This window comes from Erwinia aphidicola (assembly GCF_014773485.1).
GTDB classification, from domain to species: domain Bacteria; phylum Pseudomonadota; class Gammaproteobacteria; order Enterobacterales; family Enterobacteriaceae; genus Erwinia; species Erwinia aphidicola.
On record NZ_JACXBP010000016.1, the window covers coordinates 1 to 15,916 of the forward strand.

Annotated in this window: 13 protein-coding genes and 1 pseudogene; 13 read left to right on the forward strand and 1 reads right to left on the reverse strand. The window is 56.5% G+C overall.

The features are described from left to right. The 6 genes and pseudogenes from ID864_RS22925 to rpoS all read left to right on the forward strand — a co-directional run. Positions 1-618, forward strand: a pseudogene (locus ID864_RS22925) (hypothetical protein); the annotation flags it as partial. A gap of 2 nt (positions 619-620) precedes the next feature. Then, positions 621-965: an immunity 8 family protein gene (locus ID864_RS22930; protein ID WP_062818396.1), complete on the forward strand. Its 345-nt coding sequence runs from the start codon at positions 621-623 to the stop codon at positions 963-965. 334 nt (positions 966-1,299) lie between these two features. Then, a complete protein-coding gene (surE, locus tag ID864_RS22935; protein WP_048917116.1) occupies positions 1,300-2,061 on the forward strand; it encodes a 5'/3'-nucleotidase SurE in 762 nt (253 codons plus the stop codon). After that, a complete protein-coding gene (locus ID864_RS22940; RefSeq protein ID WP_048917115.1) occupies positions 2,055-2,681 on the forward strand; it encodes a protein-L-isoaspartate(D-aspartate) O-methyltransferase in 627 nt (208 codons plus the stop codon). The genes surE and ID864_RS22940 overlap by 7 nt, the downstream gene beginning before the upstream one ends. Before the next feature lie 152 nt (positions 2,682-2,833). Beyond that, complete coding sequence (nlpD, locus tag ID864_RS22945) at positions 2,834-3,943, forward strand: murein hydrolase activator NlpD (RefSeq protein WP_191150427.1); 1,110 nt, start codon at positions 2,834-2,836, stop codon at positions 3,941-3,943. A 51-nt stretch (positions 3,944-3,994) separates the two neighbouring features. Further along, a complete protein-coding gene (gene rpoS / locus ID864_RS22950; protein ID WP_048917113.1) occupies positions 3,995-4,987 on the forward strand; it encodes an RNA polymerase sigma factor RpoS in 993 nt (330 codons plus the stop codon). A gap of 206 nt (positions 4,988-5,193) precedes the next feature. On the opposite strand, the gene mutS is transcribed toward rpoS, so the two are convergent. Then, on the reverse strand, positions 5,194-7,749 hold the full coding sequence (gene mutS / locus ID864_RS22955; protein ID WP_099753857.1) for a DNA mismatch repair protein MutS: 2,556 nt from the start codon (positions 7,747-7,749) through the stop codon (positions 5,194-5,196). A 389-nt stretch (positions 7,750-8,138) separates the two neighbouring features. Here mutS and ID864_RS22960 point away from each other — a divergent pair, with 389 nt between their 5' ends. The 7 genes from ID864_RS22960 (at position 8,139) to alaS (ending at position 15,902) form a co-directional block, all read left to right on the forward strand. Further along, positions 8,139-8,597 carry an RcnB family protein gene (locus tag ID864_RS22960; protein ID WP_048917111.1) on the forward strand — a complete coding sequence of 153 codons (459 nt, stop codon included), beginning with the start codon at positions 8,139-8,141 and terminating at the stop codon, positions 8,595-8,597. A 130-nt stretch (positions 8,598-8,727) separates the two neighbouring features. Further along, positions 8,728-9,807, forward strand: coding sequence for a lytic murein transglycosylase B (mltB, locus tag ID864_RS22965; protein WP_048917110.1), 1,080 nt, complete (start codon positions 8,728-8,730; stop codon positions 9,805-9,807). Between the two features lie 95 nt (positions 9,808-9,902). Next, positions 9,903-10,676 carry a trans-aconitate 2-methyltransferase gene (gene tam, locus ID864_RS22970; RefSeq protein ID WP_048917109.1) on the forward strand — a complete coding sequence of 258 codons (774 nt, stop codon included), beginning with the start codon at positions 9,903-9,905 and terminating at the stop codon, positions 10,674-10,676. A 102-nt stretch (positions 10,677-10,778) separates the two neighbouring features. Then, positions 10,779-11,273 (forward strand): nicotinamide-nucleotide amidase, encoded by a 495-nt coding sequence (gene pncC / locus ID864_RS22975; RefSeq protein WP_048917108.1) that lies wholly within the window; start codon positions 10,779-10,781, stop codon positions 11,271-11,273. 94 nt (positions 11,274-11,367) lie between these two features. Further along, positions 11,368-12,435 (forward strand): recombinase RecA, encoded by a 1,068-nt coding sequence (gene recA, locus ID864_RS22980; protein ID WP_048917107.1) that lies wholly within the window; start codon positions 11,368-11,370, stop codon positions 12,433-12,435. A 189-nt stretch (positions 12,436-12,624) separates the two neighbouring features. Further along, positions 12,625-13,137: a regulatory protein RecX gene (locus ID864_RS22985; RefSeq protein WP_187499505.1), complete on the forward strand. Its 513-nt coding sequence runs from the start codon at positions 12,625-12,627 to the stop codon at positions 13,135-13,137. 137 nt (positions 13,138-13,274) lie between these two features. Next, complete coding sequence (alaS, locus tag ID864_RS22990) at positions 13,275-15,902, forward strand: alanine--tRNA ligase (RefSeq protein ID WP_191150428.1); 2,628 nt, start codon at positions 13,275-13,277, stop codon at positions 15,900-15,902. Positions 15,903-15,916 lie beyond the last annotated feature (14 nt).

Below are 15,916 nucleotides of genomic sequence, written 5' to 3' on the forward strand. Positions count from 1 at the left end.
AAAAGCAACCCGGTATTATGCCTGAACCAGGCCGGAATTTATGCCGCGGATATAGCGGCGCCGGAAGCGGCGGTCGGCACCGGCAGCCTGCTTGCGGGTAGCACAATACTGGTGGGTAAAAGCCAGGTAGAGGCAGTACAATTCGGCAGGCAGGTGGTGGCGGCGTCCGGTAATCTGCTGAAGGACGGCAAGGCAAACCAGGGTAAGCTGGGCGAGTTTATTGCTGGGAAAGTTACCAGCGGAGCTGAAAATGCGGCAACATATCCGAAGCTGAAAGATGATTTGATACAACAGAATCTGAGTAATATTGCGAAGCAGGACCCGAGGCTGGAGATTGCTATTAAAGGTGATGGCTCAGGGGGAAAAGACTTTGCAATGGGGCAAGGTTCACGCCTTGATGCTGACAGACTGGGTAAAATTTGGCTTGGTGATGGAGCAAAACAAACCAGTGGCGGCGGATGGATCAGCGCCGATGGTACTCGTGGGTACCGTTCTCCATCGACTAAAAACTCCCCTTTTGCAGTAACGGGAACTCAAGCAAACTTCGATTCCTATATCATTGACCCAGCGGGAAAACCTGTGAAAGTTGGAAATGGGCATCTAAATATTTTGGATTAAAAATGAAAGCCGCCTTAAAAAAAATTGGTTCTGTCCATCATGATTTCAATAATTATTTTCCTGATGAGGATAAAATTGCCATTACGTTAACATTGACAATAGGTTCGGTTGGCTCTGAGTGCGGAGATAACTTTGATATTTTTATTTGTTCTCCTGAATGGCTCTGCAAGCATCAGTGGCTGCCGGAACTGATGCGACACACGCTTCTGGTGCGCAAATATGATCTGGATGAGATCACAAAGACCATTACGGATCATATTGATCGGTGCGAAGGCGAAGACTGGATGGAGATAGCGCAAAAACTATCAAGGGTCTTTGCCTGGGAATATGAAGACTATCAGCCTTAAACGGCATATCCCGCCTTTATCTGGCGGGTTTTTCACTGCAGGAAGCGTGAAACGGCAGTGAGGCTAAAAGCGTAAACCGCACGCTTTGTCGGGGCGATAAGCACCTGGACTCCGGAGGCGCCTTAAGCGCGGCGAGCTGATTCACCCCTTATCCGCCCCTTATCCCAACTGAAACCAGAAACTTACACCTACCACAAGCTGATTCATCCAGCTAAAATGCATCAACTGACCCACCGGCGACTTCGTGGATTGATCGTTCATGATACTTCGATATCATATTGTTAACGATGTTTCACCGCCGATAAGGCATAAAAATCAACAAATTAGGTGTTAAATGCGCATATTGCTGAGTAATGATGACGGTATCCATGCGCCAGGCATCCAGACACTGGCGAACGCCCTGCGTGAATTTGCCGAGGTGCAGGTGGTCGCGCCCGATCGCAACCGTAGTGGCGCCTCCAATTCGCTGACGCTGGAGACGCCGCTGAGGACCTTTAACTATCCGAATGGCGATATTGCCGTGCAGATGGGCACGCCGACGGACTGTGTCTATCTTGGGGTGAATACCCTGATGCAGCCAAAGCCGGACATCGTCGTCTCAGGCATCAACGCTGGCCCTAATCTGGGCGATGACGTGATCTACTCCGGGACCGTCGCTGCCGCGATGGAAGGGCGCCACCTCGGGCTGCCTGCGCTGGCCGTGTCGCTGGACGGGCATCAGCACTATGACACCGCAGCGGCGGTAACCTGTTCGATCCTCAAAGCGCTACAGCGTGAGCCGCTGCGCACCGGGCGCATCCTCAATATCAACGTGCCCGACCTGCCGCTGGACCAAATTAAAGGCATCCGCGTGACGCGCTGCGGCAGCCGCCATCCCAGCGATCGGGCGATTCCCCAGCAGGACCCGCGCGGCAATACGATGTACTGGATTGGCCCGCCGGGTGAAAAACTGGATGCCGGCCAGGGAACCGATTTCGCCGCCGTCGATGAAGGCTATGTTTCCGTGACCGCTCTGCATGTTGACCTGACCGCGCATGCCGCGCAGGAAGTGGTCTCCTCCTGGCTGGAAAGCGTTGAGGTCAGCCGCCAATGGTGAGTGGTCGTATAGAGACGTTGCTGGCGCAGCTGCGCCTGCAGGGCATCGATGACGAACGGTTGCTAAAGGCGATTGAAGAGGTGCCGCGCGAGCGTTTCGTCGATGAGGCTTTCGAACATAAAGCCTGGGAAAATACCGCTTTGCCGATCGGTTCCGGGCAGACCATTTCCCAGCCCTATACGGTCGCCAGAATGACCGCGCTGCTGGAGCTGACGCCGGCATCCCGCGTGCTGGAGATCGGTACCGGCTCAGGGTATCAGACGGCGATTCTGGCGCATCTGGTGGAACATGTCTGCTCGGTTGAGCGCATTAAAGGTTTGCAGTGGCAGGCCAAGCGCCGCCTTAAGCAGCTCGATCTGCATAATGTCTCTACCCGCCACGGCGATGGCTGGCTTGGCTGGCCATCGCGCGGCCCGTTCGATGCGATTATCGTCACCGCCGCGCCGCCGGAGATCCCCACTGCGCTGATGTCACAGCTCGACGATGGCGGCATCATGGTGCTGCCGGTAGGGGAAGAGCAGCAGGTTCTGCAGCGTATTCGCCGTAAGGGCGATGAGTTCCTGATTGAGAATGTTGAAGCGGTGCGCTTTGTGCCGCTGGTAAAAGGCGATCTGGCCTGAGTCAGATTAAACCAGGACATTTCTATACAACTGTTCCGTGGCACGCCATCATTGATATTGTTAGTATCTGATTAAATTTGCGCATGCGGGCCTTGCTGCCGTCAGCTATGTTGCGTCTCTGAAGTTAAAGTATTGCCGTAAGTGGGGGATTAATGAGCACGGGAAGCCCAGTATTTAAATTGCGCCGTATTACGGCCGTTTCATTGGTAGGATTTTGGCTGGCAGGTTGTTCCAGCAGCGATAACACGCAGGCCCCCATCAGCTCCGTTGGCGGAAATGACTCCGGCATGATGAGCAGCAATCCCGCGATGAGCAGCGCATCAGGCGCCAGTTCCGGCGGCAGCAACGGCGGGTTTATTCCCCCGGCTCGCCCTCCGTCTACTGGCGGTATGGTCACCCCTTCTGCCGCCCCTGAGCAGAACGTAACCACTGAAAATGGCCACATCGTCTACAACCGTAGTTATGGGAATATTCCGAAAGGTAGCTACGGCGGCGACAGCTATACCGTGAAACGCGGCGATACTTTGTTCTATATTGCCTGGATTACCGGCAACGATTTCCGCGACCTTGCACAGCGCAACAATATCGCCGCGCCTTACAGCCTCAACGTCGGCCAGCAGCTGCAGGTCGCTAACGGTACTGGTACGCCTATTACCGGCGGCAATGCGGTTACGGCAGCCGATGCGACCGCTGGCGGTGTCAGCACGCCGCCATCCGGTGCGCAAATGACAACCGCAACGGTTGCACACCAGCCGGTAATTACGTATTCTGAGGATTCAGGTACACAAAGTGGAGGCAAAATGCTGCCTTCGTCCGGTAAAACTGCTGCAACGACAACAGTGCCGGTTACCGCCCCGACCGTAAGTAGCACGACGGACAGCACTACCCCTGTGGGAAGCTGGCGTTGGCCAACAGATGGTAAGATCATTGATAACTTCTCTGCTTCCGAAGGGGGCAACAAAGGTATCGATATCGCGGGATCTCGTGGTCAGTCCGTCGTTTCCACCGCCTCCGGTCGCGTGGTGTACGCCGGTAACGCGCTACGCGGATACGGTAATTTGATTATCATCAAACATAATGATGACTACCTGAGTGCTTATGCCCATAACGATACGATGCTGGTCCGTGAACAACAAGAAGTGAAAGCGGGCCAGAAGATTGCAACCATGGGCAGTACCGGCACAAGCTCGGTTAGATTGCACTTTGAAATTCGTTACAAGGGGAAATCCGTAAATCCGTTGCGTTATTTACCGCAACGTTAATCCGGCAGAACCTTGGTGTTCTGCCCTTGGGATCACGGGTAGGAGCCGCTTATGAGCCAGAATACGCTGAAAGTTAACGATTTAAATGAAGACGCGGAATTCGACGAAAACGGAGCTGAGGTTTTTGATGAGAAGGCTCTCGTCGGAAATGAACCTGGTGATAACGATTTAGCAGAAGAAGAGCTGCTGTCGCAAGGCGCAACACAACGCGTTCTTGATGCTACGCAGCTCTACTTAGGAGAGATTGGTTATTCTCCATTGCTCACGGCAGAAGAAGAAGTTTTCTTTGCCCGCCGTGCACTCCGTGGTGACGTGCCATCGCGTCGCCGCATGATCGAAAGCAACCTGCGTCTGGTGGTGAAGATTGCCCGTCGTTACAGCAATCGTGGTCTGGCGCTGCTGGACCTGATTGAAGAAGGTAACCTCGGCCTGATCCGTGCAGTAGAAAAATTTGACCCGGAAAGAGGGTTCCGTTTCTCTACCTACGCCACCTGGTGGATTCGTCAGACTATTGAACGGGCGATCATGAATCAAACCCGTACCATTCGTCTGCCGATTCATATCGTTAAAGAGCTGAATGTTTATCTGCGTACTGCGCGTGAACTTTCCCACAAGCTCGACCATGAGCCTAGTGCGGAAGAGATCGCAGAAAAGTTAGATAAGCCTGTTGATGACGTGAGCCGGATGCTGCGCCTCAACGAACGCATTACTTCAGTCGATACGCCTCTGGGCGGAGATTCTGAGAAAGCGCTGCTGGACATCCTGGCCGATGAAAAAGACAACGGCCCGGAAGATACCACGCAGGACGATGATATGAAGCAAAGCATCGTCAAGTGGTTGTTCGAACTGAACGCCAAGCAGCGTGAAGTGCTGGCACGTCGTTTCGGCCTGTTAGGTTACGAAGCGGCCACGCTGGAAGATGTGGGTCGTGAAATTGGTTTGACCCGCGAGCGTGTACGTCAGATTCAGGTTGAAGGCCTGCGTCGTCTGCGTGAAATTCTGCAGGCGCAGGGTCTGAATATTGAAGCGCTGTTCCGCGAATAAATAGCGTGAGAACCAAGCTTCAATAACCACTGATAATGGTAATGCGAAAAGCGGTGACTTCGGTCACCGTTTTTTTTTGCCTGCTATTCCGGGTTGTTGAGACGTAGGCACAAGGCATATCAGGATTCTTGAGAAGTAGGGGCGAACCATGTCAGGCTTTATGGGAAGTAGGGGCGAGGCATGCCTCGCCCGGGTTGAGGCCAGTGCTACACCAGCGACTTCAGGCGGTAAATCCACTCCAGCGCCTGGCGTGGCGACAGCGAGTCCGGATCCAGCGCTTCAAGCGCTTCTACCGCCGGAGACGTCTCTTCAACCAGCAGCGGCAGCTGCGAACCGTCAGCTTTGGTGGCGGCTGCGCTACCGGACAGGGCTTCGAGCTCTTTCAGCTTCTGGCGCGCGCGCTTGATCACCTCTTTCGGCACCCCTGCCAGCGCGGCAACGGCCAGGCCATAGCTCTTGCTGGCGGCGCCGTCCTGCACGCTGTGCATAAAGGCGATGGTATCGCCGTGCTCAACCGCATCAAGGTGCACGTTAGCCACGCCTTCAATCTGTTCCGGCAGCGTGGTCAGCTCGAAGTAGTGCGTGGCAAACAGCGTCATCGCTTTGATGCGGCTGGCCAGGCTCTCGGCACAGGCCCACGCCAGCGACAGGCCGTCGTAGGTCGAGGTACCGCGCCCGATCTCATCCATTAATACCAGGCTGTATTCGGTGGCGTTATGCAGGATATTGGCGGTCTCGGTCATCTCCACCATAAAGGTCGAGCGGCCTGAGGCGAGATCGTCCGCCGCGCCCACGCGGGTAAAGATGCGGTCAATCGGGCCTATCACCGCCTGCTCGGCGGGCACGAAGCTGCCGATATAGGCCATCAGCGTAATCAGCGCTGCCTGGCGCATGTAAGTACTTTTACCGCCCATATTCGGGCCGGTAACCACCAGCATGCGGCGCTGGGGGGACAGAGAGAGCGGGTTGGCGATAAACGGCTCTTTTAGCACCTGTTCAACGACCGGGTGACGCCCGCCGGTCAGCTTAATACCCGGCTTATCGCTCAGCGTCGGGCAGCTGTAATTCAGCGTCCAGGCGCGTTCGGCGAGGTTGCTCAGCACGTCCAGCTCCGCCAGCGCCGAGGCGCTGTTCTGTAGCGCTTCCAGGTGCGGCAGCAGCAGGTCGAACAGCTCGTCGTACAGGCCTTTTTCCAGCGACAGCGCTTTGCCTTTTGAGGTGAGAACCTTGTCCTCATACTCTTTCAGCTCGGGAATAATGTAGCGCTCGGCGTTCTTCAGCGTCTGGCGGCGCACATAGTGGATAGGCACCAGATGGCTCTGCCCACGGCTGACCTGGATGTAATAGCCGTGCACGGCGTTAAAGCCGACCTTCAGCGTATCCAGCCCCAGCTTTTCACGCTCGCGGATCTCCAGGCGGTCAAGATAGTCGGTGGCGCCATCCGCCAGCGCGCGCCATTCGTCCAGCTCGGCGTTGTAGCCAGGGGCAATCACTCCGCCGTCGCGCACCAGCACCGGCGGGGTTTCAATAATCGCCCGCTCCAGCAGTTCGCGCAGCTCGGTGAATTCGCCCATCTGTCCACGCAGGGTCTGCAGGTGGGCAGTCTCGTTGTGCTCCAGCTCGGCGTTGAGCAACGGCAGCTGCTGGAAGGCATGGCGCATGCGGGCCAGGTCGCGCGGGCGGGCAGTGCGCAGCGCCAGGCGCGCCAGAATGCGTTCCAGGTCACCGACCTGACGCAGCAGGGGCGTGACGGATTCATGCAGGTCCTGCAGCGCGCTGATGCTCTGCTGGCGCTGAGCAATGGTCTGCGCATTGCGCACCGGCATATGCAGCCAGCGTTTCAGCATGCGGCTGCCCATTGGCGTGACGGTTTTATCCAGCACCGATGCGAGGGTGTTCTCCATGCCGCCGGCGAGGTTTTGGGTGATCTCCAGGTTACGGCGGGTAGCGGCATCCATAATGATGCCGTCCTGCTGGCGCTCCATGGTTAGCGAGCGAATGTGCGGCAGCGAGGTACGCTGGGTGTCCTTTACATACTGCAACAGGCAGCCTGCGGCGCGCAGCGCGTGGTGCGCCTGCTCAACGCCAAACCCGCTCAGGTCACGAGTGGCAAACTGCAGGTTCAGCTGCTGGCGCGCGGTGTCCAGCTCATACTCCCACAGCGGGCGGCGGCGCAGGCCACGACGGTTTTCAATCAGCGCCATCGCGGCAAAATCTTCCGGATAAAGCAGCTCTGCCGGATTGGTGCGCTGCAGTTCAGCTGCCATGGTCTCCAGGTCGGTTGGCTCGGCAAGGCGGAAGCGGCCGGAGCTGATATCCAGCGTGGCGTAGCCGAACCCGCGCTGGCTCTGCCAGATAGCCGCCAGCAGGTTATCCTGGCGCTCGTTAAGCAGCGCTTCATCGCTGATGGTGCCGGGGGTGACGATGCGCACCACTTTGCGCTCGACTGGACCTTTGCTGAGCGCCGGGTCGCCAATCTGTTCGCAAATCGCCACCGATTCGCCGAGCTGCACCAGCTTCGCCAGGTAGTTTTCTACCGCATGATAGGGCACGCCCGCCATCGGAATGGGTTCTCCCGCCGACGCGCCGCGCTTGGTCAGTGAAATTTCCAGCAGCTGCGAGGCGCGTTTCGCATCGTCGTAAAACAGCTCGTAGAAATCTCCCATGCGGTAGAACAGCAGGATCTCAGGATGGTCAGCCTTGAGGCGCAGATACTGCTGCATCATAGGGGTATGGGCGGCAAATTTATTGATATCGTTCATGCGGCGGCTTTATCTAATCCATTGAATGTAAAGTTAATAATGATGTTTATTCTGATTGTTGTTTATCATTGGCTTGCGGGTGATAGTTTAACGCAGCGGGGCATAAACTGACACCCGTAAATCGGGAAGGCGGCTCGCAGATTCGGCGAAAAAACCGGGCGCAAGTCGCTCAATCCACCCGGTAAGAGACATTACGCGTCATGACTGTTAACAAAAATTCCCCTGGCTCAGGCAGCCAGCACACGATCATCGCGGGCATCCCACCGGGAACCATCGTATGATTGTGTTATCTAAGTGATATCTGATGCTTTTAATCATGTCTTTATTGTCTTTCTTTATGCCAGTTTTGCAGTCGTTCACTGCCGGATGGCGTCATTTTTGGAGAAACTATGCGTAAGTTGAAAGTGGTGTTGTGTTCAGCCGTGTTATCGGCTGCAGCGTTGTCCGGCATGTCCACCGCTTATGCGGAAGGCGAACAGCCGGCAGAAACTGCGGTTCCGGCCGTGCCAGAAGTGCAGAGCCAGACCCCGCCGGTTCAGACCCCGGAATCCCAGAACTCGCTGTCACAGGCACCGGGCGATGCGCAGCAGGCAGATCAGCCTAATCCTGCCGACCCGTATGAAGTGAAGACCTTCTTTGCTGACTTTAAGCGTTTTTCCATTGGTGATATCGCACCGGACCTTTACCGCAGCAAAAAGTATGAAGTGAGCCAGTGGAACGTACGCCATCTGCCTGCGCCGGAAGCCGACAGCCACTGGACCTATATGGGCGGTAACTACGTGTTAATCACCAACGCTGAAGGTAAGATCCTGAAAGCTGAATCCGGTGAAATCTACTACAAGCACTAAGCCAGCCTGTCATTAAACGGCGCTTTGCATCACCACCGCGAAGCGCCGTTGAGTAAATCCGCTTTAATTCCTCCCGCTCAATGCTTTATCCTCTATTTCTGACCTCCCGGCCTTGCAATATGGATATCTGATGCGTTATCTGGCAACTCTTCTTCCTGTCGTCGCTTTACTTTCCGCCTGTAGTAGCCAGCCGAAAACGGCCCCGGCTGAACCCCACGGCAATCCGTTTAAAGGCAACGGCGGCTTCCTGCTTGAGCCTGCCCACAGCGGCACCGTGCTGGGGGGCGATTTCTCCAATAATCAGGCGGCCAACGCATTTATCGACAAAATGGTGCGCAAGCACGGTTTTGAGCGCCAGCAGCTGCACGATGTGCTGGCGCAGGCAAAGAACCTCGACTGGGTGATCCGCCTGATGGACCGCCAGGCACCCACGCCAACCACTCAGGGGCCAACCGGGCCAAATGGCGCGTGGATCCGCTACCGCAGCAAATTCATCACGCCGGACAACGTGCAGAATGGCGTAGCGTTCTGGAACCAGTATCGCGATGCGCTGGAGCGGGCGCAGAAAACCTATGGCGTGCCGCCAGAAATCATTGTCGGCATTATCGGTGTGGAAACGCGCTGGGGCCGCGTGATGGGTAAAACCCGCATTCTGGATGCGCTGGCGACGCTGTCATTTAACTATCCGCGCCGCGCCGAATACTTCAGCGGTGAGCTGGAAACCTTCCTGCTAATGGCGCGTGAAGAGGATGATGATCCGCTGGACCTGCGCGGATCGTTTGCCGGTGCAATGGGCTATGGCCAGTTTATGCCGTCGGCATTTAAGCAGTATGCGGTCGACTTTAATGGCGACGGCCATATCAACCTGTGGGATCCGGTCGATGCGATTGGCAGCGTGGCGCACTACTTCCAGCAGCACGGCTGGCTGACAAACGGCACGGTGGCCGTGCAGGCTAACGGCCAGGCTCCCGGACTGGAGAGCGGCTTTAAAACCCGTTACACCGTGGCGCAACTGGCCTCTGCCGGTCTCTCACCCACCATCCCGCTGGATAACAATCAGCAGGTCAGCCTGCTGAAGTTTGATATGGGCACCCGCTATCAGTACTGGTACGGGCTGCCGAACTTCTATGCCATCACCCGCTATAACCACAGCAACCATTACGCGATGGCGGTTTGGCAGCTGGGTGAAGCCGTGCGCGATGCGCGCTAGGGCGTGACGCGATTCTGTTGCAATTTTGTTATTTATCGCGCTGGCAGTCAGGCTTACAGTAGCCCTGGCTGTCACCGATCTTTTAGCGAGGAATAATGAAAGAGTGGAACCCCGATCTCTACCGCCAGTTCGAAGCGGAGCGCACCCGCCCGGCGCAGGAACTGCTTAACCGCATCCCTTTATCCAACGTCTCTTGCGCGACCGACCTTGGCTGTGGCCCCGGCAACAGTACCGAACTGCTGCATCGCGCGTGGCCCGCTGCCCGTATCACCGGGCTGGACAGTTCGCAGGCGATGCTCGATCAGGCGCAGCAGCGCTTACCGGGCTGTGCGTTTGAGCTGGCGGATATTCGCAGCTGGCAGGCCAGCCTGCCGCAGGAGGTGATTTATGCGAATGCCTCACTGCAGTGGCTGACCGATCATCCGCAGCTGTTCCCCCATCTCATTAGCCAGCTGGCTGCCAACGGCGTGCTGGCCGTGCAGATGCCGGATAATCTCGATCAGCCCAGCCATCGCCTGATGCGCGAAGTGGCCGCACGCCCACAATGGCAGGACAAGATATCGCCACAGGCCGCGGACCGTAAACGGCTGCTGACCACCGGGCAGTATTACGACCTGCTGAGCGCGGCGGGTTGCCGGGTGGATATCTGGCGCACCACTTACTATCACGTGATGCCTGCGCCGCAGTCGATCGTTGACTGGCTGCGTGCCACCGGCTTACGGCCCTTCCTGGCCGGGCTTAGCGATGCGCAGCAGGCGCAGTTCCTCGCTGATTATCTGGCCGAAATCAGCGCGGCTTATCCGGTTCGCCACGATGGCAATCTGCTGCTGGCTTTCCCGCGCCTGTTTATCGTAGCGCAAAAAATCTGACCCCACGCTGGAAGACGCGCCGCAAAACTCGCGTCCCCTTACTCTTGCCTGAAAGAAAAGTGCTACTCTCTTGCTCTTAAACATCGGGCGGGGGAGAGCGCTATGACAGATCGTGAATTAAGCCAGTTGAGCACCCGGGTAGGGCAGCAGCTACTGGCGCGCAATGCCAGCGTCACCACGGCGGAGTCCTGTACCGGCGGTTGGATAGCCAAGGTGCTGACCGACATTGCCGGTAGCTCAGCCTGGTTCGAGCGCGGCTTTGTCACCTACAGCAATGAGGCAAAACAGCAGATGGTTGGCGTCAGTGAATCTACGCTGGTGCAGTTTGGTGCGGTGAGTGAGCAGGTGGTGCGTGAGATGGCGCTGGGCGCGCTCAGCGAGGCGGGGGCGCAGTATGCGCTGTCGGTCAGCGGCATCGCCGGGCCGGATGGGGGCAGTGAGGGGAAACCGGTGGGCACCGTGTGGTTTGGCTTTGCCGCCTCGACGGGAGAAGTACTGGCGCTGGTTGAGCGTTTTCACGGTGACCGCGAGGCCGTTCGTCGCCAGGCAACCGCCTGGGCACTTCAGACCCTGCACGATCATTTTCTCAAAAATTAAACTTGATACTGTATGACCATACAGTATAATCAGCGCATATTTTAGAGACAAAGCAGCGTCCGCGTGTGCTTTACCCGCATGATTAGGAGTAGAAATGGCTATTGACGAAAACAAGCAAAAAGCACTGGCAGCAGCGCTGGGCCAGATTGAAAAGCAATTTGGTAAAGGCTCCATCATGCGCCTGGGTGAAGACCGCACCATGGATGTGGAAACCATCTCTACCGGTTCGTTATCCCTGGATATCGCACTGGGTGCAGGCGGTTTGCCAATGGGCCGTATCGTCGAAATTTATGGCCCGGAATCTTCCGGTAAAACCACGCTGACGCTGCAGGTTATCGCTGCCGCACAGCGCAAAGGTAAAACCTGTGCGTTTATCGATGCCGAGCACGCCCTTGACCCGGTCTATGCCAAGAAGCTGGGCGTAGACATCGATAACCTGCTCTGTTCTCAGCCGGATACCGGTGAGCAGGCGCTGGAAATCTGTGATGCGCTGGCGCGTTCCGGTGCGGTTGACGTGATCATCGTTGACTCCGTTGCGGCGCTGACGCCAAAAGCGGAAATTGAAGGTGAAATCGGTGACTCTCACATGGGCCTTGCGGCACGTATGATGAGCCAGGCGATGCGTAAGCTGGCCGGTAATCTGAAAAACTCCAGCACCCTGCTGATCTTCATCAACCAGATCCGTATGAAAATTGGTGTGATGTTTGGTAACCCGGAAACCACGACCGGTGGTAACGCACTGAAGTTCTACGCCTCTGTCCGTCTGGATATCCGCCGTATCGGTGCGATTAAAGAAGGTGACGAAGTGGTCGGTAGCGAAACCCGCGTGAAAGTGGTGAAAAACAAAATCGCTGCCCCGTTCAAGCAGGCTGAGTTCCAGATCATGTACGGCGAAGGTATCAACATCTTCGGTGAGCTGGTGGACCTGGGCGTTAAGCACAAGCTGATTGAAAAAGCCGGTGCATGGTACAGCTACAACGGCGAAAAAATTGGTCAGGGTAAATCCAACGCGGGTAGCTTCCTGAAGCAGAACCCGGCGATTGCCAACGAAATCGACGCGAAGCTGCGTGAAATGCTGCTGGGTAACCAGGACGACAAGCCTGATTTTGTCCCTGCTGCGCATGAAGTGGACGAAACCAGCGACGCTGACGAAAAGTTCTGATAGCGGTATATTCTGCAGGGGTCAGGCATGCCTGACCCTGGTTTTATCTTCACATTCCCCGTTTTATCCCAGCCTGAACCTGCTTTATCCCTTTAATCAGCCCATTCTCAACGCTTTTTCCTCGCACGGCACCTCTACAGACGTTACCCTTAACTCGTGTACATCTAACCGAAAACGGTGTGGAGCACTATGTCAGAAACCACCGAACGAAACCGGCATGCAAAACTGCTGGAGCGGGCAACGCGTATCCTCGCGATGCGCGACCACAGCGAGGCGGAATTTCGCCGTAAGCTGGTGGTCTCCAGCGAGCGAGCAGCCCAGTTCTCAAAGGCGGAAACGCCACCAGAACCGCTTAGCCCGGAGGAGATCGACCAGGTTGTTGAGTGGTGCTATCAGCATAACTGGCTGGACGATACGCGCTTTGCTGAGCGCTATCTGGCCAGCCGCAGCCGAAAGGGTTATGGGCCGCAGCGCATTCGCATGGAGCTGGGCCAGAAAGGCATCGATAAAAACCTGATTGATGAGACGCTGGCCGCCAGCGAAATTGACTGGTCAAAGCAGGCGTTTGATCTGGCGGAAAGGAAGTTCGGCCTGCCATTTCCTACCGAATGGAAGGAAAAAGCCAGGGTACAGCGTTATCTGATGACGAAGGGCTTCTTTACCGAAGATATACGGGCTATTTTTGCAAATTTTGATGATTGACCTTCGATGGGATTTTACTTCCCTCTGAAGAAAATTTATCTTATTCACCACTTTTTGTTCGTGTGTCGCCGCAGGCAGCAGCCGATCCGGCGTAACATGACCCACGAAACGTACGTTAGCGTGATTCCAGGACAAATATGAGCAAGAGCACTGCGGAGATTCGTCAAGCGTTTCTCGACTTTTTCCAGAGCAAGGGACATCAGGTTGTAGCCAGTAGCTCCCTCGTCCCAAACAATGACCCGACGCTATTATTCACCAACGCCGGGATGAACCAGTTTAAAGACGTTTTCCTCGGCCAGGACAAGCGTAATTATTCTCGTGCCACCACGTCGCAGCGCTGCGTGCGCGCTGGTGGTAAGCACAATGACCTCGAAAACGTCGGTTACACCGCGCGTCACCACACCTTCTTCGAGATGCTGGGCAACTTCAGCTTCGGCGACTACTTCAAGAAAGAGGCAATTGGCTTTGCCTGGGAGCTGCTGACCAGCCCTGAGTGGTTCGGCCTGCCAAAAGAGAAGCTGTGGGTCACCGTGTACGAGACCGATGACGAAGCTTACGGCATCTGGGAAAACGAGATCGGCGTGCCGCGTGAGCGCATCATCCGTATTGGCGACAACAAAGGCGGCGCCTACGCTTCCGATAACTTCTGGCAGATGGGCGATACCGGCCCGTGCGGCCCGTGCTCGGAGATCTTCTTCGACCACGGCGACCACATCTGGGGCGGCCCTCCGGGCAGCCCGGAAGAGGATGGCGACCGCTATATCGAGATCTGGAACATCGTCTTTATGCAGTTCAACCGTCAGTCCGACGGCACAATGCTGCCCCTGCCGAAGCCATCCGTGGACACCGGCATGGGCCTGGAGCGCATCAGTGCGGTCCTGCAGCATGTGAACTCCAACTACGAAATCGATCTGTTTGCCAAACTGATTCAGTCAGTGGCGCAGGTTACCGGTGCGACCGATCTCAGCAATAAATCGCTGCGCGTGATCGCCGACCATATTCGTTCCTGTGCCTTCCTGATTGCCGATGGTGTGATCCCGTCGAATGAGAACCGTGGCTACGTGCTGCGCCGCATCATTCGCCGTGCGGTGCGCCATGGCAACATGCTGGGGGCAGAAGGGACCTTCTTCTACAAACTGGTTGCTCCGCTGATTGCCGTTATGGGTGCAGCGGGTGAAGATCTGCAACGCCAGCAGGCGCAGGTCGAGCAGATCCTGAAAACTGAAGAAGAGCAGTTTGCGAAAACCCTGGAGCGCGGTCTGGCGCTGCTGGATGAAGAGCTGGAAAACCTGCAGGGTGACACGCTGGATGGTGAAACCGTCTTCCGCCTCTACGACACCTTTGGTTTCCCGGTCGACCTGACGGCGGACGTCTGCCGCGAGCGTAACCTGAAAATTGACGAAGCCGGTTTCGAGCAGGCGATGGAGCAGCAGCGTCAGCGCGCCCGCAGCGCCAGCGGTTTCGGAACTGACTACAACAACGTGATCCGCATTGACCAGGCCTCTGCCTTCAAAGGTTATGAAGAGCTGGCGCTGAATGCAGCAGTGACGGCCATCTTCGTTGACGGGCAGGCAGCTGATGAGATCAATGCTGGTCAGGAAGGGGTTATTGTTCTCGACGAAACGCCATTCTATGGTGAATCCGGTGGTCAGGTTGGCGATACCGGCGAGCTGAAAACCAGCGAGGCCAGTTTCAGCGTGAACGACACGCAGAAGTACGCGCAGGCGATTGGTCATATCGGCAAACTGTCGGCAGGCAAGCTGCGCGTCGGCGATCGCGTGGCGGCACAGGTGGATGAGGCACGCCGTGCGCGCATTCGTCTAAACCACTCGGCAACGCACCTGCTGCACGCGGCGTTACGTCAGGTACTTGGCGAGCACGTGGCGCAGAAAGGCTCACTGGTGAACGACAAATACCTGCGTTTCGACTTCTCGCATTTCGAGGCGATGAAGCCGGTTGAAATCCGCCAGGTTGAAGAGATTGTCAATGCGCAGATCCGCCGCAACCTGCCGATTGAAACCAACATCATGGAGCTCGAAGCGGCGAAAGCTCACGGCGCCATGGCGCTGTTTGGCGAGAAGTATGATGACCACGTTCGCGTTGTCGGCATGGGCGACTTCTCAACCGAGCTGTGTGGCGGTGTGCACGCCGTGCGTACCGGTGATATCGGCCTGTTCCGTATTACCTCTGAGTCCGGCACCGCCGCTGGCGTGCGCCGTATTGAAGCCGTCACCGGGGAAGGGGCGCTGGCACAGGTTTACAGCCAGAACGAGCAGCTGCTGGATATCGCACACCTGGTCAAAGCCAATAACAGTAATCTGAATGAGAAAGTGCGTGCGCTGATCGACCATGCGCGCGGGCTGGAAAAAGAGTTGCAGCAGTTGAAGGATCAGCAGGCTGCGCAAGAAAGTGCATCGTTAAGTAGTCAAGCGATTGCACTGAAAGGCACCAAACTGTTAGTCAGTGAGCTGAGCAACGTCGAACCGAAGATGCTGCGTACGATGGTAGACGAGCTGAAAAATCAGCTCGGCTCCGCAATTATCGTGCTGGCAACGGTTAGCGACGGCAAAGTCTCTCTGATTGCTGGCGTGACCAAAGACCTGACCGACCGCGTGAAAGCGGGCGAACTGGTGGGCGAACTGGCTCAGCGGGTCGGTGGTAAGGGTGGCGGTCGCCCGGATATGGCTCAGGCAGGCGGTACAGATGCACAGGCGCTGCCTGCTGCGCTGTCTGGCGTTGAGTCATGGGTAGCGGCAAAACTGTAACACTATAAAAAACG

Excerpts from the sequence above, each read along its gene's own strand:
- nlpD (WP_191150427.1), top strand. The coding sequence starts at position 2,834 with ATGAGCACGGGAAGCCCAGTATTTAAATTGCGCCGTATTACGGCCGTT.
- ID864_RS22960 (WP_048917111.1), top strand. The coding sequence starts at position 8,139 with ATGCGTAAGTTGAAAGTGGTGTTGTGTTCAGCCGTGTTATCGGCTGCA.
- mltB (WP_048917110.1), top strand. The coding sequence starts at position 8,728 with ATGCGTTATCTGGCAACTCTTCTTCCTGTCGTCGCTTTACTTTCCGCC.
- ID864_RS22930 (WP_062818396.1), top strand. The coding sequence starts at position 621 with ATGAAAGCCGCCTTAAAAAAAATTGGTTCTGTCCATCATGATTTCAAT.
- pncC (WP_048917108.1), top strand. The coding sequence starts at position 10,779 with ATGACAGATCGTGAATTAAGCCAGTTGAGCACCCGGGTAGGGCAGCAG.
- alaS (WP_191150428.1), top strand. The coding sequence starts at position 13,275 with ATGAGCAAGAGCACTGCGGAGATTCGTCAAGCGTTTCTCGACTTTTTC.
- rpoS (WP_048917113.1), top strand. The coding sequence starts at position 3,995 with ATGAGCCAGAATACGCTGAAAGTTAACGATTTAAATGAAGACGCGGAA.
- surE (WP_048917116.1), top strand. The coding sequence starts at position 1,300 with ATGCGCATATTGCTGAGTAATGATGACGGTATCCATGCGCCAGGCATC.
- recA (WP_048917107.1), top strand. The coding sequence starts at position 11,368 with ATGGCTATTGACGAAAACAAGCAAAAAGCACTGGCAGCAGCGCTGGGC.
- ID864_RS22985 (WP_187499505.1), top strand. The coding sequence starts at position 12,625 with ATGTCAGAAACCACCGAACGAAACCGGCATGCAAAACTGCTGGAGCGG.
- mutS (WP_099753857.1), bottom strand. The coding sequence starts at position 7,749 with ATGAACGATATCAATAAATTTGCCGCCCATACCCCTATGATGCAGCAG.
- tam (WP_048917109.1), top strand. The coding sequence starts at position 9,903 with ATGAAAGAGTGGAACCCCGATCTCTACCGCCAGTTCGAAGCGGAGCGC.
- ID864_RS22940 (WP_048917115.1), top strand. The coding sequence starts at position 2,055 with ATGGTGAGTGGTCGTATAGAGACGTTGCTGGCGCAGCTGCGCCTGCAG.